The following is a 21,003-nucleotide window of genomic DNA, read 5'->3' as shown; positions in this document are numbered from 1 at the left end:
GAGATGATCATCGCCATGTTCGTCGGCATGTTCGCGCTCGGCATGCTCCAGTCCGCCCTCGGGCTCGGCTTGTCCCACGACCGGCAGCCGGAGCTCGCGTACCTGGTCATGGCGTTCGACATGTCGGTCGGCATGGCCGCGTGGATGCGGATCCGCGGGCACGGCTGGGCCCCGACGTTGGAGATGTGCGCCGTGATGTTCCTCCCGGTCGTGCCGCTCTTCCCCCTGCTGTGGCTGGGCACCATCGACGGCGGGGTGCTGATGGTGGTGGCGCACGTGGCGATGTTCCCGCTCATGCTGGTGGCGATGCTGCGCCGCCTCGACGAGTACGCCGGCTGCGCTCACTGAGCGCCTTCCGGCAGGAACCGGCTCAGCAGGTAGACCTCCTCCACACGTGCGGGGGCGCGGAGGAGGTCCGCGGCCATCACCGAGTCGTGGAAGCCGGCCCAGTCGCGTTCGGCCCAGCGTAGGCGTCCTCGAGGCGGGCCGGCCAGCCTTCCGTCGCCCTCGGACCCGCTCAGCAGGTTGGCGATGATCAGGGAGGCGTTGTGGTCGTTGATGTCGTGTGGCGGCGAGGCGGGTTCCGGAAGTCGTACCGGAGTCCCGCGGCCGGTCTCGCCGATGCGACGGGATTCATCCCACCGGGTGCCGCTCAGGCCTCGATTCGGGCGCCGACCGAGCCTTGATCGCGCCGAGCGTGGCGCGGTTCTCCCGGATGACGGAGATCAGCACGTACGCGACCAGCAAGAGCCCCAGGCAGAGGGCGTCGGCGGCCCACCACGGGATCGCGGCGAGCAGCAGATAGCCCTCGCCGTCGCTCAGCCACCTGATCACGGCCGTGACCACGGTCACCACCGCGGTGACCAACAACCAGCTGCGCAATCGCGGCAGGTTGCCCTTGTTCCACAGCCGGATACGCCAGCCCATGAACACGGCGAGCACGCCGAGCAGGGCACAGAACCCGATCAGCCACCAGGGCAGCGCGAAGGCGGTCTGCTCGGCGATCTTCGCCTGAGCGGTGCGCAGCTCGGCCTCGGCCTTCTTCTGAGCCTCCACGGCGACGTCGAGCTGCTTCTTCAGTTGGGCCACACTCTGGCGCGTCTCCTGGCGCGGAGGCGGTGACGACGCCTCCGTCGGCAGCATCCGCGCCACGACGGTCAGCATGATCGCGACGAACGACAGCGCCAGGACGATGGCCATGAACAGGTCGATGAAGCGCAGGTCGAGCGGCGGTGCGAACGACCTGGTGGCCCGCTTCCTCACGGTTCCCTCACCAGGGTGTACTTCTGCGGCCTGCTCTCGGCCGCGCTCAGCCGCTCCACCGCGGTGCGCAGCGCGTCCAGGCCCTTGACGAGCTCCTCGGTCCTGCCCCTGGACAGGGCCAGCTCCTGGGTGAGCCCGCTCATGGCGGGGGCCGCCTGCTTCGCGGGCAGACGCGCGATGTACGTCAGGAACACCTCGTCGGCGGCCACCACGCTGGCCCGCTCCGCCCGCTCGATGAAGGCCATCGCACCGAACGAGAGCACGCTCAGGAACAACGCGATCAGGGTGACGCCGAACGCGGACGCCAGCTCCGGCAGCACGTGCTGCTTGAGCGCGGCGATCAGCACGCCGGGGTCTCCCTTGCTGTCCAGGGCGTCGGAGAACGAGCTGACCATCGCGCCCATCGTCAGCGCGGTGCCGATGAACCCGAAGACCGGCAGCGCCCAGATGAGCGCGTGATCGAGGTGATGCTTGTTGGCCATCTCGCTGTCGTCCAGCGCGGACCGGGCACTCAGCACCGCCTCGCAGTCATTGCCGGCCTCGGCCGCCTCCCTGAAGAGCTTCAGCCGCCGCGCCACCAGTGTGTCCTCGGTCGGCCTCACCGCCTGGACGTTCGCCACGGCCCGCTCGGTCGCGGCGCTCTCCCGCCGGATGTCCGGTATGGCCCTCACGATCCTGAGAACGGCCGTTAAGAACACCGCGATGATCAACGCGACCACGAGTTCCGCGGCCGTCGGTGCCGTGCTCGCGCCCACGGCCTGCAACAGCGATTCCACCAGTCCGGCCGCCATGAGCAGCGCGGAGACCACCAAGCTCACCACGGGCGCGAACGCCGAGTGACGCCAGCCGTACCTTGACACCCTTCAACCTCATTCCGACCCACAATTGTCAGAGGACCACCTAAGCACATAGAAAGCACTCATTGGTGGCGGAGAGGTATCGAATGTGCACCCAGGGTGCCCCCACAGACACGAAAACCGCCCCTTGCCTGCAGTGTCTCCGCAGGTATGGGGCGGTCTGATAGCTGGGGGTTCCAGGGGCTCATCCCCCTGGGCAGCACGAAGGCCCGCGGGGAGGAAGCGCAGCTTCCGACCACACGGGCCTCCGGGGGTTCCCCCTGGACAGCACGAAGGCCCGCGGGAAGGAAGCTCAGCTTCCGACCACACGGGCCTCACAGTGGAGGTGGCGGGAATCGAACCCGCGTCCTTCAACCCCAAGTCAGGGCTTCTCCGGGCGCAGCCTGCTGTGATTTTCTCGGCCCCGGCGATCACGCAGGCGAGTCGCCGACGGGCCCAGCCACTGTTTGATTTCCCGATCTCCCCCGTGGCCGGGTCGAACGGTTGAGCCTTCTAGCGATGCCAGACACCGGGCCGAAGGCACTCCCGGGCTGACAGTGGTTTCGCTACTTAGGCAGCGAGGCCCAGGGAGTCCTGGGCTACCACAGTGCGCTTGGAATTGGCACTTGTTGTTTGCGGTCACAGGATTAACGAGGTTATGTCCGCAGTCCTCGGCCCGCTTCACCTGGCTTGCAAAGTCGAAGTCGAAGCCAGTCACCCCCTGTGCAGTTGTCAACACACCCTCACGGGTGAGCAACATGAATGTACATGGGTTAACACCGTCAACGCCAACTTAATTCCCCCATGCCGAAACCCCCGGGAGCGTGGCACACAGCTCGCGCTCCCGGGGGCCGACCGGCAGGGTCGAGCCGGTCCGGACGGCAGGACTTCCCCCGAGATGAAGTCCTGTCTCATCACGGCGACTGGATCCGCAACCCCCCGAGCGGGCCCAGTCACTCAGTAAGACGCAGCCGGAGCCTCGGATGGTTGCTCAGCGTGGTGACAATTTCACGATGAGTTCCGAAGCGCCGAGAAGAAGCCGCCCGCCTCGGCCGCGGCGTCGTAGTTCTTCGCCAGCACAGCGATGGCCACGTCGCCCTGCCAGCCCACGAACCAGGTGTACTGGCTGCCTACGGTGGCCTTGACGCCGTACACCCTGCTCTTGCCTCCCCGGGCGCTCATGCCGGCCGCACCGGCCCGCATCATCGACGTCAGCGCCGTGCGGACCTTGGGGTCCAGAGGCACGGGGGCGGGCTGCGGAGGTTGTACGGCCTCCGCCGCCGGATCGGGCGACTTCGGCTCGGTGACCAGCACCGGCGGGCGCCAGGTGCCCGAGGCGACCGCCGCGGCCACCAGTGCCATACTGAGCGGGCTGACCTCGACGTTCTCCCCCGCGATGGCCTGGGCCTTGTCGGCGTCGCTGGACAGCGTGGGCAGCGAGCCGCTGAACGACTTGAGCGGCAGCCGCCACGGCTGCCCCACGCCGAACGCCTTGGCGCTCGCGGCCAGGTCGGCGGCCGTGACGCGGCGGGCCAGCGAGGCCAGCGCGGTGACGCACCCCCTGGCGAAGTTCTCCTGGAAGGTGGCCGACGTGGTCACCCCCGTGGACTGCCCCGTCTGCACGAACTTGGCGCCGCCCACCGTGCGCTCCTCGGGGCACGCCAGCCGCTGCTTGGGGCTGACGTCGCGCTTGATCAACGCGTCCGCGGCCACGATCGAGAACGCCGTGCCCGCCGGGAACTTGCCGGCCAGCGCGTGCTTCTCCTGGCTCATGTCACCCTTGGCCCCGACCGCGAGGATCTGGCCGGTGTCACGCTGCACCGCCACCAGTGCACTCGTCTCCGTGTCGGCCACCGCCTGCTCGGCCGCCGCCTGGACGTGCCGATCGATCGTGGTCTTCACCTGAACGTTCTGGCGGCCCAGCCACTCCTTGAGCAGTGCGACCTGCTTGCCGGTCTTGAGGTCCAAGATGATCACCTTGGTCTGCGTGGAGCCCGTCAAGGAGTTTTGGTAGGCCTTCTGCAGGCCGGTCTTGCCGACCGAGTCGCCGGCCCGCTCGGGGCCGCCGAGCTGCTGCTCGGTCTCGGGGGTGAGGGCGCTGACGCTGCCGACGATCTGCCGGGGCGGCTCGGGGTCGACGGGCTGGTCCTGCTGCTGCGTCTCGATCCCATCGATGTCGTCGAGCTTCGACTTCATGGACTGGAAGCGCGACCGCCCGAAGGTGACCAGCGCCACGAACTTGTCTGGCGGCGACGACTTGATACTGCTCAGCAGCCGGTCCTGCGCGTAGCCGGTGATCTCGGACAGCTTGGCGGCCACTTCCTCCGCCTTGTTGCCGAGTCTGGCCGGGTAGACGCCCGCGCTGTAGAACACGGTCTCGTCCTGAAGCCGCTCGCCGGTGCGGTCGACTATCGGCTGGCGTGGCTTCAGTTCGGTGTCGACCGCGAAGCGCTGCCCCTCCTTGAGCTGCGGATGCAGCACCGAGGGCGACCAGCGCACCTTCCACGTGCCGTCCACGAGGTGGAGCGGGAGCATCCCCTCGTACTCCCAGAGCGGGTTGTTCTCCCCCAGGTCGACCTCGGCGTGGAAGTCAGCCTTGGCCTCGTCGTCCGTCGTGCTGAGGCTTTTGATCTTGAAGCGGAACGAGGCCGCGTCGAGCTCCAGCTTGGCGTCGGACAGCGCCTTGCGCACCGTGGCGCGGTCGCCGTCGGCGCGGCCCGCGGCCAGGTCGTAATCGCCCGACTGCCAGCCCACGAGGAAGTCACGCACCGCGTCGTGCGGCGAAGGCTCCTCGAAGCAGCCGGTCAAAGTCGTGCTCGCGACCGCCAGGGTGGCGGTCGCGGCAAGGATGCGGCGAGCGCGTCTCATCGGGTGAGGTGCCGCCGCTCTCATCGGTTGCGGTGCCGCAGGGCACGGGCCATTTCCCGCTTTGCCTGCTGCTCCGCCAGCGTCTGCCGCTTGTCCCAGTCCTTCTTGCCGCGGGCGACGGCGATCTCGACCTTGGCCCTGCCGTCCTTGAAGTAGAGCGTCAGCGGGATGATCGTGAGCCCGCCCTCCTTGGTCTTGGCGGCGAGCTTGTCGATCTCTTTACGGTGCATGAGCAGCTTGCGCTTGCGCCGAGCGGCGTGGTTGGTCCACGTCCCCTGGGTGTATTCGGGGATGTGGACGTTGAGCAGCCACGCTTCGCCACCGTCGATGCTGGCGTAGCCGTCGACGAGCGAGGCGCGGCCCTCGCGCAGCGACTTCACCTCGGTGCCCTGGAGCACGAGACCCGCCTCGATCGTGTCCTCGAGGTGGTAGTCGTGCCTGGCACGTTTGTTTTGGGCGATGACCTTACGCCCGGTCTCACGTGGCATGCTTCGACTTTACCGGTGATTCCGCCTACACCCTGAGGTAGCGGCGGAGCGTCACGAACGAGGCCAGCACACAGATGACCACACCGATGAGCATGGTGATGGTGATGGTCTGGGCCACGTCGTTCCAGCCCAGCTGCGCGGTCCCGTCGCCCAGGAACGGCCCCAGCTCCTCGAAGAGGAAAACCTTGGTCACGATCAGGATGATCGCCGCGAACACGCCGCCGATGAGGCCCGCGATCACGCCTTCCATGACGAACGGGAGCTGGATGTAGAGGTTGGACGCGCCGACCAGCCGCATGATGCCCGTCTCTCTACGCCGGTTGAACGCGGAGAGACGTACGGTGTTGCCGATCAGCAGCGCCGCCGCCAGCACCAGGATGATCGCCACGGCCAGCGCGTAGAACGCGAGCTTGTCGAGCAGCTGGAAGAAGGGCCCGATCAGCTGTGCCTGGTCCATCACCTGTGCCACGCCGGGCTTGCCCTCAAGGGCCTGGATGATGGATTGGTAGTTCTTCGGGTCCGCCACCTTGACGCGGAAGGACGGCGGCATGTCCTCGACCTTGGTGGCGGTCACGAGGGCCTTGTTGGACGAGTACAGCTTCTGGAAGTTCTGGTAAGCCGCCGCCTGGTCCTCGTAGAACACCTCCTTGACGCCCGGGGTGCTCTTGATGAGCTGCTGGAGCTGGTCTGTCTGGGTCTTGGTGATCTCCTTGCCCTTGCAGGTGTCCATGGCGGACCCCTTGGTGCACAGGAAGACCGAGACCTCGACCTTGTCGTTCCAGTAGCCCTTCATCATGCCGACCTGGGCGTTGATCATCAAGCCGGCGCCCAGCATCGCCATGCCGACCGCCACGGTGATGATCACCGCGATGGTCATGGTCAGGTTGCGACGGAGGCCGATCCAGACCTCGGAGAAGATGAAATTCGCCCGCATGATTCTGTCTGCAGCTCCCTGTCAGTACGCCTGGCCGTAGACGCCACGCGACTGGTCACGGACGATCTTGCCGTCCTCCAGCTCCACCACACGCTTGCGCATGGAGTCGACGATGGCCGCGTCGTGCGTGGCCATGACGACCGTGGTGCCAGTCCTGTTGATGCGGTCGAGCACCTTCATGATGCCGATGCTCGTCGCGGGGTCGATGTTGCCCGTGGGCTCGTCGGCCAGCAGGATCATCGGCCGGTTGACGAAGGCGCGGGCCATGGCGACGCGCTGCTGCTCGCCGCCGGACAGCTCGTCGGGCATGCGGTGGGCCTTGCCTTCCAGGCCGACCAGCTCGATGACCTCGGGCACCACCTTGCGGATGAACCGCCGGGGCTTACCGATGACCTCGAGGGCGAACGCCACGTTCTCGTAGACGTTCTTGTTCGGGAGCAGCCTGAAGTCCTGGAACACGCAGCCGATGCGGCGGCGCAGGTGCGGCACCTTGAAGTTGGACAGGCGTCCCAGATCCTTGCCGGCGACGTGGATGGCGCCGGAGTTGGGCCGCTCCTCCTTCAGGACCAGACGCAGGAACGTGGACTTGCCTGATCCCGAGGGACCGACGAGGAACACGAACTCACCCTTGTCCACGTCTACGGATACGTGGTCGAGGGCGGGCCGGTTCTGGTTCGCATAGACCTTGGTGACATTATCGAAATGGATCACGAGAGCATCACGGCATGCCAGTCTAGGGGTCAGGACGGAAGCGAGGGTGGCATATGCCCACTTCCCGCCACCGGCCACTCGGGGTTACGTCGTCTTTACTGATGATCGACGTTTCGATTGGCCAGACGACAGTCTAGGGGGAAGACTGGGCTGGAAAGTCCATAACGGAAACAAAACGATTGTGCGGCTAGACTTGGGGCTGTCATGAGTTGTGAACACCTCGTATGCGCGCAGTGTGCCCACCCCGTAATCGAGGGCCGCTGCCCCACGTGTCGCGCCAGCAGGGAGCGGATGCACCAGCACGGCTTCGCCGGGCTGTCACCCGCCCTCATCGTTCTGCTCCTGGTCGCCCTGCTCTTCGTGAGCCTGGCGATCAAGCACCTCAGCGGGTTTTAGCTCTCCAACTCCTGGCGGCGCATCCAGCGGATCTCCGACTCGATGAACCCGTCGAGATCGCCGTCCAGCACCGCCGAGGGGTTGCCCGCCTCTGTGCCCGTGCGCAGGTCCTTGACGATCTGGTACGGGTGCAGCACGTAGTTGCGGATCTGCGTGCCCCAGGACGTCGTGGTCGCGCCGCGCAGCTCCGACATCTTCTCCGCCTCCTCCTGCCGCTTGCGCTCCAGCAGCTTGGCCTGCAGGACGTTCATGGCGGTGGCGCGGTTTTGCAGCTGGGAGCGCTCGTTCTGGCAGGACACGACGATGCCGGACGGCAGGTGCGTGATGCGCACCGCCGAGTCGGTCGTGTTGACGCCCTGGCCGCCCGGGCCGCTCGACCGGTAGACGTCGACGCGGATCTCGTCCTCGTTGATGTCGATGTGGTCGGTCTGCTCCACGACCGGCACGATGTCGACCCCGGCGAACGACGTCTGCCTGCGGCCCTGGTTGTCGAACGGGCTGATGCGGACCAGCCGGTGGGTGCCGTGCTCGCCGCGGAGCGTGCCGTACGCGTAGGGCGCCTTGATCGTGAACGTGGCCGACTTGATGCCGGCCTCCTCCGCGTAGGAGGTGTCGTAGACCTCGGTGCTGTAGCCCTTGCGCTCGGCCCACCGCAGATACATGCGCAGCAGCATCTCGGCCCAGTCGGCGGCGTCGACCCCGCCCGCCTGGGAGTTGATCGTGACGAGCGCCTCGCGTGCGTCGTATTCGCCCGAGAGCAGAGTGCGCACTTCCATGGCGCCTATGTCCGACCGGAGCGTTTCGAGCTCCTTGTCGGCCTCGGCGCGCGTGTCGTCGTCGCCTTCCTCGGCCGCCAGCTCATAGAGGACCGTCAGGTCGTCGAGACGGCGCACGAGGCCCTCGACGCGGTTGAGCTCGCCCTGGAGGTGGGAGAGCTTGCTCGTGACCTTCTGGGCCTGGTCTGGGTCGTCCCACAGGTCGGGCGCGGCAACCTGCTGCTCCAGCTCCTCGATCTGCTTGCGCATCGCGTCGAGGTCGAGCACGTCCTGGATGCTGCGGAGCGTGCCCGCGAGCTCGTTGATCTCTTCTGCCGGATCGATGCCTGCCACGTCTCCCAAGCCTACTTCCCCCGGAGAGCAACACCCCCCATCACCACCGCGACCCCATACCACTTTCTCCGGCTCGCACATTCCCGGCGCGCCCACCCGCCACGCCACACCACCCGCCCCCATGCGGCTTCGCGCCGTGCACGTAGCTCCCGTCCGCACGCGGAAACGGCGGCGCTTTCGGCGGGTGGAAAGGGGTATGGAAGGCTTCGGCTTCTCGCGGGCCCGAATAACATGGCGAGGTGCGTGTATACGGGCGGCGGAAGGTGCTGGCGCTCGCCGCCGGCGTACTGGCCGCGGCGACCGCCTGCTCGGGCAATGTCGCACCCCAGCCGTCCAAGGCGGCCGCCACCTCCTCCGCGTCCCCTTCGCCCTCCGCACCCGCACCCGCCGTTACACAGGCCGAGGCCGCCCAGGTGTTCTCGAAGATCACGGTCACCGACGACAGGCTGCGGGCGAAGAGCGACCTCCAGGGGCGGCTGGCAATGGCCGTCGACCTCACGACAGGCGGCCAGACGCAGCTCACCGTGGCCGCTTACCTGTCCACCGACTACGCGCCGCCCCGCCACAGGTGGGGGACGCCGACGCTGTTCGTGCCGAGGTTCGCGCCGGGCGAGCCGGCGCCCTGGTTCAGCGCGCTGGCGATGCGCGACGGCAGCCCGGCGCTGCTGACGTTCGCCAAGTCCGACCGCTGGCGGCTCAGCTCCATGGCCCAGCTCCTGCCGGGGCAGGACGTCCCGGAGATCCAGCGCGACGCCGACGGCTACGCGACCGCGCTGGCACCCGACGACAAGTCGATCACGATCAGCCCGCAGTTCATGGGGCCCGTGCACGCCAGCGTGGCCGAGACGGGGACCGCGGGGGTCACGGCCGGGCTCGTGGCGGCGGGGCCGTACACGACGGACGTGGCCGAGCAGATCGCCACCCTCCGGGAGCAGGCGAAGAACGACGGGTTCAGCTATGACTCGATCTTCAGCGCCGACAACTACCCGGTCTACGCGCTGCGCACCGAGGACGGCGGGGCGTTGATCCAGTACTCACTGTCCCGCACGACGTCGACGACGACGAAGACGGCCGAGGACGACTACATCCCGGTGCCGGAGTCCGCGCAGTGGGCGATCACCACGCCGGTGCTGCGCCGCACGCTCAAGCTGATCGAGACCCACCAGTACGCCGCCGCGGTCCCTCCCCTCAAGGCCCCCGCCCCCGCCGCCGTCATCGCCCACGACGGCGCGCTCACCCGCGCCTCCGGCCAGTAGCCCAAGCACCGCCCCCATCATCCGTTCCGGCTTCGCATGGCGTGGCGCGCCCATCCGTTACGGCTCCGCACAGTGCCGCGCCCCTCGGCTTCGCAAACCGCCGCCCCTCAACCCCCCACTTGTTACGGCTCCGCACAGTGCCGCGCTTCTCGGCTTCGCAAACCGCCGCCCCTCAACCCCCCATCCGTTACGGCTCCGCACGGTGGGCCGCACGCGCCGACGTCAGTGGCCATCCGTCATGGCCGGTCGTGAAGGCTCACGGGTTGCTCGCCGTGACGACGCGCACTCTGGGCCCGCTTCTTCGCTCATTCGCCGGCCCGCTTAGCAACTCGGGTTGACTAGGCTCGTTTAGTCAACTACGGTTGCTTGCATGCCGGCTGATGAGATTCCCGTACCCCAGGAGCCCGCTGACGCGCTGGCGGCCGTGGTCGCATTGCGGCGCCTGGCCGATCAGCTGGAGGACGCCGCCGTAGAGCAGGCGATGCGGGTCGGCTGGGGCTGGCCGCAGGTCGCCGAGGCGCTCGGAGTCACGCGCCAGGCGGTGCACAAGAAGCATGCCAAGCGGCTCATCGCCGCCGGCGTCACGCTGAGGAGACGACAGTGAGCGCTATCGACCACTACATCAACGCGATCCTGGTGCAGGGCCGAGCCGAGGCCCTGGCGGACGGGTCGGCGGCGATCGAGCCACACCATCTCCTGCTGGCGATCGCCTCCGTCGAAGAGAACGCCGCCCGGCAGGCGCTCACCGCCGAAGGGCTCGACCGGCAGGCGATCAAGGATGCGCTGGACCGGGAGTTCGAGCGCAGCCTGAGCCTGGCCGGGGTGTCGCTCGCCTCGTTCGGCCTCCCCACGTCGACCCCCGACCCGAAGCGCTCCGTGAATATGGGGGCCTCGACCAAGCTCGCCCTCGATCGCGCCATCGCGGCCGCCACGGGCAAGAAGGACCTGCGGCCCGGCCATCTGCTGCTCGGCATCCTGCAGGCCGAGGTCGGCACCGTGCCGAGGGCGCTGGCCCTGGCAGGCGTGGACCGGCCCGCCCTGATGGCGAGCGTCGAGCAGGCACTGGCGAACGGAAGCTGGTGACGCCCCCGCTGCCCGAGACCGCACCACACAACGCACCGACGCGGGGCCCCAAGGGCTCCGCACCTCACAACGACCTCGGCCTGCCCGCCACAGTCACCGGCGCGGCCGGCTACGTCACAGACGCCCGCAACACGCGATTCTCCGAGCCCGCGCACGCGGCACGCCCGACATAGGGCCTGCGTTTCACCACCCAAGGCGCCCAGCAGAGCCCTTTGGACCCCACGCGGGCGACTCCCGAGAGGCCACCGCGCGCGGGCATCCGTCGGGGCACCACCGCGCGGGCGCCCATCGAGGCGCCACGGCGCCGCGGCGCCGCGCGTGACACCGACGGCCCTGTCGTCGGCACACAGCGCATGAATCCCCCTTCTCCACACCCCCATCACTGAGGCATGCCCTCATGCGAGAGGTGAGCTAGTTCATGACCACCGAACCGGTCGTTCTCGACGTCGACGGGCTGCGTATGCGTTACGGCTCGTCAGACGTCCTGCACGATGTGACGTTCCAAGCCCGCCACGGCGAAGTGCTGGCCCTGCTGGGGCCGAACGGGGCGGGCAAGACCACCACGATCGAGATCCTCGAAGGCTTCAGGATGCGGTCGGCCGGCCGGGTCGAGGTGTTAGGCGTCGATCCCGCGCGCGGCGACGAGCGGTGGCGGGCCCGGGTCGGGGTCGTGCTGCAGTCCTGGCGCGACCACGGCAAGTGGCGGGTGCGCGAGCTGCTCGCCCACCTCGGCACCTACTACGCCCCCTACGCCACCGGCCTCATCCAGCGGCCGTGGGACGCCGGCGAGCTCGTCGAAGCCGTCGGCCTGACCGGACAGGCCGACAAGAAGATCAGGACGCTGTCCGGCGGGCAGCGGCGCAGGCTGGACGTGGCGATCGGCCTCGTGGGCCGGCCCGAGCTGCTCTTCCTCGACGAGCCGACCGCCGCGTTCGACCCGCAGGCCAGGCACGAGTTCCACGATCTCGTACGCGACATCGTCAGCGGCCACGAGACCACGGTCCTGCTCACCACCCACGACCTGGACGAGGCCGAGAAGCTGGCCGACCGCATCCTCGTACTCGACGGCGGCCGGATCATCGCGGACGGCACGGCGGGCGAGCTGGCACGGCGCATCGCGGGCGAGGACGAGGTGCGCTGGATGCGCGGCGGGCAGCGCTTCATCCACAGGACCGCCGACTCCACCAGGTTCGCGCGTGACCTGTTCGACCAGCACGGAGACCAGATCCGAGAGCTGGAGATCCACCGGGCCTCGCTGGAGCAGACGTATCTGGCCCTGGTCCACCAGGCCGAGGGGGCGAATCGATGAACGCGACCGTACTGCGCGCGGGCTGGTCCCGCGGCCTGATCGAACTGCGGCAGTCGTTCACCAACGGCGCCGAGCTCTTCTCCCACTTCCTCTGGCCCGGGTTGATGGTGGCGACCATGTTCTTCATCCGGGACATGTCGTTCGGAACCAGCGGACTCCTGCTCGGCACCCTGGCTCTGCCCGGCATCCTCGGCATGAACGCCGCGACCGGCATGATCAGCATGAGCCAGCAGCTCACCGCCGACCGCGAGGACGGCACGCTGCTGCGGGCCAAGGCCACCCCGCACGGGATGCCCGCCTATCTCATCGGCAAGGTGCTCTCGGTCTCCGGCGGTCTGCTCGCCGACCTGGCGATCTTCCTCGTCCCCGGCGTGCTCATCGTCGAGGGCCTGACGATCGACCCGGGCTCCTGGCCGACCCTGGCCTGGGTGCTGGCGCTGGGGCTGGTGGCGACCCTGCCCATCGGCGCGGTCATGGGCTCGGTGTTCGCCAGTGCCCGCGCCCAAGGGCTGATCCAGCTGCCGTTCCTCGCCGTGATCGGCGTCTCCGGCATCTTCTACCCGATCACCGCGCTGCCCGAATGGCTGCAGTGGATCGCCCAGATCTTCCCCATCTACTGGATGGGCCTCGGCATGCGCTCGGCCCTGCTGCCGGACTCCGCGGCCGCCATTGAGATCGGCGAGTCGTGGCGGCACCTGGAGACCGCCGGCGTGCTGGGCGCCTGGGCCGTGCTCGGCCTGCTCCTGGCGCCCGTCGTGCTGCGCAGGATGGCACGCGGGGAGTCCGGCTCGGGCGTGGCCGCGCGCCGCGAGCAGGCGCTGCAGCGGATCGGGTGACGCATGACCGCCACCGAGGTGACCGGCCGGTCGCTGGCGCCCGATCTGGCCCGCGGCTTCATGCTGCTGCCCATCGCGCTGGCGCACACGCCGATGTTCGTCTCCGGGCAGGCCTCCGGGGCCCTCGACGCCGTCGCCACGTTCCTCAAGCATCTGCTCGCGGACAACCAGGCCCGGCCCATGTTCGTGTTCCTGTTCGGCTACGCGCTGGGCCAGATGATGCGCCGCCATCAGGCCCGGGGAGGCGACTGGCCCTCGTTCAGAGCGCTGCTGCGGCGCAGGAGTCTGTGGCTGATCGCCATCGGCTTCGTGAACGGCATGCTGCTGGTGCCGCTCGACATCGTCGCGGTGTATGGGGTGACGCTGCTCGCGCTGGTGCCCATGGTGCGGGCCAGGGACTCGGTGCTGTGGTGGACGGCCGCCGCGGCCCTCGTCCCCGCGACGCTCATGGTCGCCTGGCAGAGCATGGCGACCTACGCCGGCATGGTGCCCGCCACGCTGGCCGGAACCATGCCTGCCGGCTTCGGCGCCCACGTCATGGCCGATCTCCAGGGATGGCCGCTCAAGACGCTCCTGTCCACGCTCGCCGTCGTGCCCGGCATGCTGCTGGGCGTCTGGGCCGCCCGCCGCGCGATCCTGGACGAGCCCGGGCGGCACGCGGTCCTGCTGCGCCGCGTCGCCCTGGTCTGTCTCGGGGCCGCACTGGCCGGCAGGCTCCCGGCGGCTCTCCTGGTCGCCGGCGCGTGGACGACCGGCTCGTACGCGGCCGTCGCCGTCGCCCACACCCTCACCGGGTACGCGGGCGGCATCGGCCTGGCCGCCCTCATCGGCCTCGTGGCTCTACGAGCGGAAGGCGCCCGGACGCCGCTCGCCACGGAACCCCGGCACGAACGCGCCACGGCGACCGGCCGCGGCCCGCTCACGCCCGCGGGTAACGGACCCCATCGCCTGCCGGACCATGCGGGCGGCGGCCCGCTCACGCCCGCGGGTGACGGACGCGCCACAACCGCCACGGAAGCCGGGCGCGGGCCGTTCACGGCCGCCGTCGCCGCGCTCGGCCGGCGGTCGCTGACGTTCTACCTGCTCCAGTCGGTGGTGTTCGTCGTGCTGTTCTACCCGTTCACCCTGGACCTGAGCGCCGGCCTGGGCGTGGCGGCCGCCTGCGGGATCGCGGTCGCCCTCTGGGCGGTCTCGATCCCGCTGGCGGACTGGATGCGCCGCGCCGGCCACCGCGGACCGGCGGAGGTGCTGCTGCGGCGGTTGACCTACCGCCGCAGCACGACGCCCTAGGAATCCGTGTGCGGAAGGTTGCTGGTCGACACCAGCGTGCGGATCGCGCGGAGGGCGACCGACAGGGTGGCCAGGTCGAAGTGGTCGCTCTCCCAGATCTCCGACAGCGTCTGGCGGGCCCGGGAGACCGCCGCCGAGTTGGCCTCCGACCACCTGGCCAGCCGCTCCTCCGGCGACAGCCCCGATTTGCTGTGGGCCAGCACGTCGCGGGTCAGCGAGGCATGCGCGGCGTAGAGGTCGTCGCGCAGGGCGGAGCGGGCCATCGAGTTCCACCGGTTGTCCCGGGGCAGCGCGATCACGCGCTCCCTGAGACGCGCCAGCTGTAGCCGGTCTGCCAGGTCGAAGTAGACCTCCGCCACCTCGTTGACCGGGCGGCCCGTCACCGACGCGACCTCGATCAGGTCCAGCATCGAGTACGCCGGCACCATCGCGGCGACCCGTTCGGCCAGCTCCAGCGGCACACCCCTGGCCACGAACGAGTCGCGGCGCTCCTCGTAGGCGGCCAGGTCGGGCCCCGTCAGCAGCTTGGGGATGTGGGACAGCAGGCCGTTGACGCCCTTCACGAAGAAGTTGACGGACCCGGCCAGGTCCAGCGGCGGGCGGCGGTTGACCAGCAGCCAGCGGGTGCCGCGCTCGGCGAGCTTGCGGGCCTCGAGCAGCATGGCGATCTGGACCTCTGTGCCGACCTTGTTGTCCAGGTCCTCCACGGCCCGGTGGAAGCTGGCCAGGTCGAACACCTCGCGCGCCACGAGGTAGGCACGCACGATGTCAGGCGTCGAGGCGCCGGTCTCCTCGCCGAAGCGGTACATGAACGTGGTGCCCATGGAGTTGACCAGCTCGTTCACCACGCAGGTGGTGATGATCTCCCGCCGCAGCGGGTGGTTGTCCATGTAGGGCCTGAAGCGATCACGCAGCGCCGAGGGGAAGTACGACACCAGCCACGAGGCCAGGTAGGGGTCGTCGGGCAGGTCGGAGCCCAGCAGCTCGGCATCGGCCACCAGCTTGGTGTAGGCCAGCAGCACGGAGAACTCCGGCGCGGTCAGTCCCAGCCTGGCCTGGCGGCGCTCGGCCAGCGTCTTGTCCGAGGGCAGGAACTCCAGCTCCCGGTTGACCAGCCCGTCCCGTTCCAGCCGCCGCAGGTAACGGGAGTGGATGTGGAGCATCTCCACGGCCTGGGCGCGGGCCGCGGCGAGGACCACGTTCTGTGCGTAGTTGTCACGCAGCACCAGGTCGGCGACCTCGTCGGTCATCGAGGTGAAGACCTGGTTGCGCTGCTTGTCGGTGAGCTCGCCGTCGCGTAGGACCTGGTCGAGCAGGATCTTGATGTTCACCTCGTGGTCGGAGGTGTCCACCCCGGCCGAGTTGTCGATGAAGTCGGTGTTGACCAGCCCGCCGTTCAGCGCGAACTCGATCCGGCCGAGCTGCGTGAACCCCAGGTTGCCGCCCTCGCCGATGACCTTGCAGCGCAGATCCCCCGCGTTGACCCGCAGCGCGTCGTTGGCCTTGTCGCCCACGTCCGCGTGGGACTCGGAGGTGGCCTTGACGTAGGTGCCGATGCCGCCGTTCCACAGCAGGTCGACCGGGGCCCGCAGGATGGCGCTGATCAGGTCGTTCGGTGCCAGCGACTTGACGCCTGCCGGGATGCCGAGCGCCTCGTGCATCTGCGGCGTGAGGTGGATGGACTTGGCCGTGCGCGGGAAGATGCCGCCGCCGGCCGAGATCAGCTTGGCGTCGTAGTCCTCCCAGGAGCTGCGCGGCAGCTCGAAGAGCCGCTGCCGCTCCTCGAACGAACGGGCCGCGTCGGGCGAGGGGTCGATGAAGATGTGCCGGTGGTCGAACGCGGCCACCAGCCGGATGTGCCGGGACAGCAGCATGCCGTTGCCGAACACGTCGCCGGACATGTCGCCGACGCCGGCCACCGTGAAGTCGGTGGTCTGCACGTCCACGCCCATGGTCCTGAAGTGGTACTTGACCGACTCCCACGCGCCGCGGGCGGTGATGCCCATGGCCTTGTGGTCGTAGCCGATCGAGCCGCCGGAGGCGAACGCGTCGCCCAGCCAGTAGCCGTACTCCTTCGCCACGCTGTTGGCGATGTCGGAGAAGGTCGCGGTGCCCTTGTCGGCGGCGACCACGAGGTAGGTGTCGTCGCCGTCGTGCCTGACCACGTCGGGCGGCGGCACGACCTTGCCGTCCTCGAGGTTGTCGGTCACGTCCAGGAGTCCCGAGATGAAGGTGCGGTAGCAGGCCACGCCCTCGGCGAGCATGTCTTCCCGCGCTCCGGACGTAGGCGGCTGCTTTACGACAAATCCACCCTTAGACCCAGTGGGCACAATGACGGTATTTTTCACCATCTGCGCCTTCACCAGGCCGAGGATCTCCGTACGGAAATCCTCCATCCGGTCGGACCACCGCAGGCCGCCCCGCGCCACCTTCCCGAAGCGCAGGTGCACGCCCTCGACCCGCGGCGAGTACACGAAGATCTCGTACTTGGGCCGGGGCAGCGGCAGCACGCTGATCGCCTGCGGATCGAACTTCAAGGAGATGTACGGCTTGCGCTTGCCGTCCACGGTCTGGAAGTAGTTGGTGCGCAGGGTCGCCAGGATCATCTCGAGGTAGGCCCGCAGGATCCGGTCCTCGTCCAGCGAGACCACCTCGTCGAGCGCGCCCAGGATCTCCTCGTGGAGCGCCTCGGCGAGATCCATCCGCACGTCCTCGGGCCGCCGCGGATCGAGCCTGGCCTCGAAGAGGCGTACGAGCAGCCGCGCCAGCCGCACGTTGCCGGCCAGCACCCGCTCCATGTAGGGCTGCGAGAACGTGCTTCCGGCCTGTCGCAGGTACTTGGCGTAGACCCGCAGGATCTGGACCTGCTCCCAGGTCAGCCCGGCGCTCAGGATGAGCGAGTTGAAGTCGTCGGCCTGGACCTGCCCCTTCCACAGGGCGGTGAGCCCGTCCTGGAAGAGCCGCTTGAAGTCGTTCCTGTCGACCTCCTCCGACGGCGTGTACCGCAGGCCGAAGTCGTAGATCCAGGCGTTCTTGGTGCCGGGGTCGTTGTCGCGGTCGATCTCGTACGGCCGCTCGTCCACGACCTCCACGCCGAGCCGCTGGATCAGCGGCAGCGCCTGGGACAGCGAGATCGGCGAGCCGACCTTGTAGATCTTGAGCCGCCGCTCCCCCTCGGTCGCGTCGTACGGCTCGTAGAGGTTGATGCCCACTTCCTCGCCGTCGCCCGCGGCGACGAGCTCCTCCAGGCGGCGCAGGTCCACGACGGCCACCTTGGGCGGGAAGTCCACTTTGTAGCCCTCGGGGAACGCGGACGCGTACCGCCGGATGAGCGGGGGCGCCTCCTCCTCCGAGGTCATCTCGCCCAGCGCGGCTGCCAGGTCGTCCTCCCAGGAGCGGGTGAGCGCCGCCAGGCGGGCCTCCAGCTCCTCCACGTCGACGCTCGGCGGCGGGAGCTGCTTGCCCCGCTCGCCCCGCACGACCACGTGCAGCCGGGCCAGCACCGACTCGCCGATCATCGCGCTGTAGTCGAGCGACTTGCCGCCCAGGGCCTTCAGCAGCACCTCCTGCATCTTCAGCCGCACCTTGGTGGTGTAGCGGTCGCGCGGCAGGTAGATCAGGCAGGAGATGTAGCGACCGTAGTCGTCGCGCCGCAGGAACAGCTTGACCTGCTTGCGCTCGCGCAGCCGCAGCACGCCGAGCGCGATCGGCAGGAGCTGGTCGATCGAGGTCTGGAAGAGCTCGTCGCGGGGGAAGGTCTCGAGGATCTCGATCAGGTCCTTGCCGTCGTGGCTGTCGGGCGCCAGCCCGGCCTGATCGAGCACGTCGGCCAGCTTCCGCCTGAGCACGGGGATCCTGGAGATCGACTCGTTGTAGGCCACGTGCGTGAACAGGCCGAGGAAGCGCCGCTCGCCGATCACCTCGCCCTCGGGCGAGAACAGCTTGACCCCGATGTAGTCGAGATAGGTCGCCCGGTGGACGGTGGCCCTGGAGTTGGCCTTGGTGATGATCAGGAGCTGCTTCTCCCGGGCCTTGGCGCGCACCTCGGCGGGCAGCGCAGAGAAGCTGTCGGAGCCCACCTTGTCGTCGCGCAGGATGCCCAGCGCCGCCCCTGGCAGCGCCCGCAGCGTCTCGCCCTCGTCCGTGTGGTCCAGCCGGTACTCGCGGTAGCCCAGGAAGGTGAAGTGCCCGTCGGCGAGCCAGCGCAACAGGTCGAGGCTGTCCTCGACCTCCGCGGGCTCCAGCGGCGGCGGGTTCATGCTCAGGTCTTCCGCGGTCTGTACGGCCAGCGCCCGCATCTTCCTGAAGTCCTCGACCGCGTGGCGCACGTCGGCGAGCACCCGCTGCAGGTCGGCCTCGAGCCGGTCGAGCGCCTCAGGGTCGGCCTGCCGGTCGATCTCGATGTGCATCCACGACTCGACCAGTATCTGGCCGGTGACGTCCTCCTGGCCACGGCCGAGCATCCGGCCCGTCATGTCGCGGCGCACCCGCATCTGCGGGTGGACGACCAGGTGGATGCCCAGGTCGTGCCGGTCGAGCTCCATCGTCACCGAGTCCACCAGGAACGGCATGTCGTCGGTGACCACCTCGACGACGGAGTGCCCGGGGTCCCAGCCGTTCTCGTCCAGCGTGGGGGTGTAGGCCCGGACGACCGCTCTGCCCTGAGGGCGGATCTCAGCCATCTGCCGCTGCGACATCGCAGGGCCGTACACGTCAACGGGGTTGCGGTCGAGCAGGTCCTCGGGCGCGACATGCCGGTAGTAGACCCGGAGGAAGGACAGGGCCTCCTCCGTGCTCACATGTTCGCTGCTGACCGCGCAACTTTCCGCGGCTCGCTGGAGCAGCTCATCCTTGGCCTCGTCGAGGGGCATTTCGGTCTCACTCCTTTGTGAGGGTTTGCCATAGCTATTCATAGCCAGGCCCTTAGTTCCCACAACAGCGGGAAATAGTGCAAACGCGTTCTACCGCGCAGATAGGGGGCACCGGTCGAGCCTCCTGTGCCTGACTTGGTGCCGATCTGGCGTTCGACCATCTGGACGTGACGCATCCGCCACCGCGCCGCGGTCGCGTCGTGCGTCAGCAGGTCTTCGGCCAGTTGCCACAGGTCGTCGTAAGACCCGCGGTCCCTCGCCACGGCCAGCAGCGAGCCCATGATCTCGTCGTCGGAGACCGGCAGGCCACGCTGGGAGAGGGCGGTGAGATAAGCATCCCACAGCGTCGGCTCCTCCAGCCTGCGGCGCAGCCGCGCGAGCTCCGTGTCGCTGGCGTGCCTGAAGGTGCTGAGATAGCGCTCGTCCTTCAGCCCCGACAGGAACTCCAGCTCCCGGAACTGCACCGACTGGAAGCCGCTGGCCGGCTCCAGCTTCGCCCGGAACTCGAGGAAGTCCTGAGGCGTCATCGTCTCCAGGACGTCCACCTGCTCGATCAGCACCCTCTCCACCCTGTGCACCCGCTGGAACAGATGCCTGGCCCGCCAGAGCTCGCCGGCGAACATGGCCTCGCGGGCGCTCTCCAGCTCGTGGAGCAGCAGTTTGAACCACAGCTCGTAGACCTGGTGGATGGTGATGAAGAGCAGCTCGTCGGGGGCCTCCGACTGCGGCTGCTGCTGCGCGAGAAGCTCGGGCAGGCGAAGATAGCCGCCGTACGACAGCCGGCCGCCTTCCTCGCCGAACCGCCGATGCGGGGGAACGGGCGCATCACCGTCGATGCCCACCGAACACCTCCCCCTGAACCGCCCGGTCATCCTTCACCGGACGCGAAGCCTCGCCGTACCGATACCACCTGAAAAGGGTATGGACGTCAACGTGACATCGACATCGGGGGGTCGTCGTCGGAGGCTGAGGGAGTGTTCTTGAGCTCGTCGAGCTGCTCCGGAAGCTCAGCAAGCTCGATCAACTCCGCCTGGCATCTCTCGCACGTGTCGAGGTGGCGTTCGAACGCCTCATGCTCCTCATCATCGAGGACGCCGAGGACATAAGCGGCCACCCCGTCGTGCATCAGCCGGCTACCCCCTTGTCCCGCAGCAGCTCGCGGAGAGCCCGGATCCCGTAGTAGAGCCGGGACTTCACCGTGCCCGGCGGGATCCCCAGAATCTCCGCCGCCTCATTTATCGTACGGTCTCTGAGGTAGGTCTGCTCTATGACTTCACGGTGTTCTTCAGAGAGGCTGCGGAGCGCGTCGGCGACGACGATCGCCGAGAGAGCCCGCTCCGAGCCGTCGGGCACGGCCATCATGTCGACTTCCGGTGGCTCGACCTCGTGAGGCCGGGCGCTCTTCCGCCGACGTCCATCGATAACGATTCGGCGGGCTACTGTGAGTAGCCACGCCCATATAAGGCTTGGTTCCCATTGCAGTCTTGCCGAGTTTCGCCAGGCTCTGACGAGCGTCTCCTGCACGACGTCTTCGGCCCATTGAAGGTCGTTACCTGTCGATTTGCGTACGTGGCGCAGCAGAGGGCCGCCGAACTCCTGGTAAAGCGCCGCGATGCGGTGCTCCGCCTCGGCATCCGCACTCTCGAACCTGCCGTCGAGGTGACCTAGCACGGGGCACATCTTTACACCTTCGTTATCAGTCCGGTAGCCACTCCGATAACTCCAGTCATTTCTAACTATCTCCGGCCATGAC

General features: G+C 68.4%; 18 protein-coding genes and 1 other RNA gene. 7 read left to right on the top strand and 12 right to left on the bottom strand.

The window, feature by feature from the left end; genetic code table 11:
• The first annotated feature begins 3 nt into the window (after positions 1–3).
• On the top strand, positions 4–348 hold the full coding sequence (locus ACQPWU_RS07815; protein WP_433438007.1) for a hypothetical protein: 345 nt from the start codon (positions 4–6) through the stop codon (positions 346–348).
• A gap of 285 nt (positions 349–633) precedes the next feature.
• Here the strand turns inward: ACQPWU_RS07815 and ACQPWU_RS07810 are convergent, their stop codons facing one another.
• From ACQPWU_RS07810 to prfB, 8 genes are all read right to left on the bottom strand, one after another.
• Complete coding sequence (locus ACQPWU_RS07810; protein WP_433438005.1) at positions 634–1,263, bottom strand: hypothetical protein; 630 nt, start codon at positions 1,261–1,263, stop codon at positions 634–636.
• Complete coding sequence (locus ACQPWU_RS07805; RefSeq protein WP_433438004.1) at positions 1,260–2,123, bottom strand: hypothetical protein; 864 nt, start codon at positions 2,121–2,123, stop codon at positions 1,260–1,262. Before ACQPWU_RS07805 ends, ACQPWU_RS07810 begins: the two co-directional genes overlap by 4 nt.
• A 314-nt stretch (positions 2,124–2,437) precedes the next feature.
• Positions 2,438–2,821: a transfer-messenger RNA gene (gene ssrA, locus ACQPWU_RS07800) on the bottom strand.
• Positions 2,822–3,107: 286 nt separating this feature from the next.
• Entirely contained in the window at positions 3,108–4,967 is a 1,860-nt protein-coding gene (locus tag ACQPWU_RS07795; protein ID WP_433438002.1) for a penicillin-binding transpeptidase domain-containing protein, read from the bottom strand.
• 20 nt (positions 4,968–4,987) lie between these two features.
• A complete protein-coding gene (gene smpB / locus ACQPWU_RS07790; RefSeq protein WP_360691571.1) occupies positions 4,988–5,455 on the bottom strand; it encodes an SsrA-binding protein SmpB in 468 nt (155 codons plus the stop codon).
• A gap of 25 nt (positions 5,456–5,480) precedes the next feature.
• Positions 5,481–6,389 (bottom strand): permease-like cell division protein FtsX, encoded by a 909-nt coding sequence (ftsX, locus tag ACQPWU_RS07785; protein ID WP_433438000.1) that lies wholly within the window; start codon positions 6,387–6,389, stop codon positions 5,481–5,483.
• A gap of 21 nt (positions 6,390–6,410) precedes the next feature.
• The gene (ftsE, locus tag ACQPWU_RS07780) at positions 6,411–7,100 is read right to left on the bottom strand and encodes a cell division ATP-binding protein FtsE (RefSeq protein ID WP_185088544.1); all 690 of its coding nucleotides are present in this window, start codon (positions 7,098–7,100) and stop codon (positions 6,411–6,413) included.
• A gap of 392 nt (positions 7,101–7,492) precedes the next feature.
• The gene (gene prfB, locus ACQPWU_RS07775) at positions 7,493–8,605 is read right to left on the bottom strand and encodes a peptide chain release factor 2 (protein ID WP_433437997.1); all 1,113 of its coding nucleotides are present in this window, start codon (positions 8,603–8,605) and stop codon (positions 7,493–7,495) included.
• Between the two features lie 239 nt (positions 8,606–8,844).
• On the opposite strand from prfB, the gene ACQPWU_RS07770 reads away from it, so the two are divergent.
• The 6 genes from ACQPWU_RS07770 to ACQPWU_RS07745 all read left to right on the top strand — a co-directional run bounded on the left by ACQPWU_RS07770 (position 8,845) and on the right by ACQPWU_RS07745 (position 14,379).
• Positions 8,845–9,861, top strand: coding sequence for a hypothetical protein (locus ACQPWU_RS07770; protein ID WP_433437995.1), 1,017 nt, complete (start codon positions 8,845–8,847; stop codon positions 9,859–9,861).
• A 370-nt stretch (positions 9,862–10,231) separates the two neighbouring features.
• Positions 10,232–10,465 (top strand): hypothetical protein, encoded by a 234-nt coding sequence (locus tag ACQPWU_RS07765; protein ID WP_433437993.1) that lies wholly within the window; start codon positions 10,232–10,234, stop codon positions 10,463–10,465.
• On the top strand, positions 10,462–10,944 hold the full coding sequence (locus tag ACQPWU_RS07760) for a Clp protease N-terminal domain-containing protein (protein ID WP_433437991.1): 483 nt from the start codon (positions 10,462–10,464) through the stop codon (positions 10,942–10,944). The genes ACQPWU_RS07765 and ACQPWU_RS07760 overlap by 4 nt, the downstream gene beginning before the upstream one ends.
• Positions 10,945–11,362: 418 nt before the next feature.
• Positions 11,363–12,253 carry an ABC transporter ATP-binding protein gene (locus ACQPWU_RS07755; protein ID WP_433437989.1) on the top strand — a complete coding sequence of 297 codons (891 nt, stop codon included), beginning with the start codon at positions 11,363–11,365 and terminating at the stop codon, positions 12,251–12,253.
• Positions 12,250–13,089 carry an ABC transporter permease gene (locus ACQPWU_RS07750; RefSeq protein WP_433437987.1) on the top strand — a complete coding sequence of 280 codons (840 nt, stop codon included), beginning with the start codon at positions 12,250–12,252 and terminating at the stop codon, positions 13,087–13,089. Before ACQPWU_RS07755 ends, ACQPWU_RS07750 begins: the two co-directional genes overlap by 4 nt.
• A 3-nt stretch (positions 13,090–13,092) precedes the next feature.
• Positions 13,093–14,379 (top strand): DUF418 domain-containing protein, encoded by a 1,287-nt coding sequence (locus ACQPWU_RS07745; RefSeq protein ID WP_433437985.1) that lies wholly within the window; start codon positions 13,093–13,095, stop codon positions 14,377–14,379.
• Here ACQPWU_RS07745 and ACQPWU_RS07740 read toward each other — a convergent pair.
• The 4 genes from ACQPWU_RS07740 to ACQPWU_RS07725 all read right to left on the bottom strand — a co-directional run bounded on the left by ACQPWU_RS07740 (position 14,376) and on the right by ACQPWU_RS07725 (position 20,930).
• Positions 14,376–19,250 (bottom strand): NAD-glutamate dehydrogenase, encoded by a 4,875-nt coding sequence (locus ACQPWU_RS07740; RefSeq protein ID WP_433437984.1) that lies wholly within the window; start codon positions 19,248–19,250, stop codon positions 14,376–14,378. The two genes, ACQPWU_RS07745 and ACQPWU_RS07740, sit on opposite strands and share 4 nt — an antisense overlap.
• Positions 19,251–19,288: 38 nt before the next feature.
• Entirely contained in the window at positions 19,289–20,092 is an 804-nt protein-coding gene (locus ACQPWU_RS07735) for a tryptophan 2,3-dioxygenase (protein ID WP_360691602.1), read from the bottom strand.
• A gap of 86 nt (positions 20,093–20,178) precedes the next feature.
• On the bottom strand, positions 20,179–20,376 hold the full coding sequence (locus ACQPWU_RS07730) for a zf-HC2 domain-containing protein (RefSeq protein WP_360691605.1): 198 nt from the start codon (positions 20,374–20,376) through the stop codon (positions 20,179–20,181).
• Complete coding sequence (locus tag ACQPWU_RS07725; protein WP_360691608.1) at positions 20,376–20,930, bottom strand: sigma-70 family RNA polymerase sigma factor; 555 nt, start codon at positions 20,928–20,930, stop codon at positions 20,376–20,378. The genes ACQPWU_RS07730 and ACQPWU_RS07725 overlap by 1 nt, the downstream gene beginning before the upstream one ends.
• Positions 20,931–21,003 lie beyond the last annotated feature (73 nt).

The sequence above is a fragment of the Nonomuraea sp. CA-141351 genome (assembly GCF_050944675.1).
In the GTDB taxonomy this organism is placed as follows: Bacteria; Actinomycetota; Actinomycetes; order Streptosporangiales; family Streptosporangiaceae; genus Nonomuraea.
This window is presented reverse-complemented; position numbering and strand designations above follow the sequence as displayed.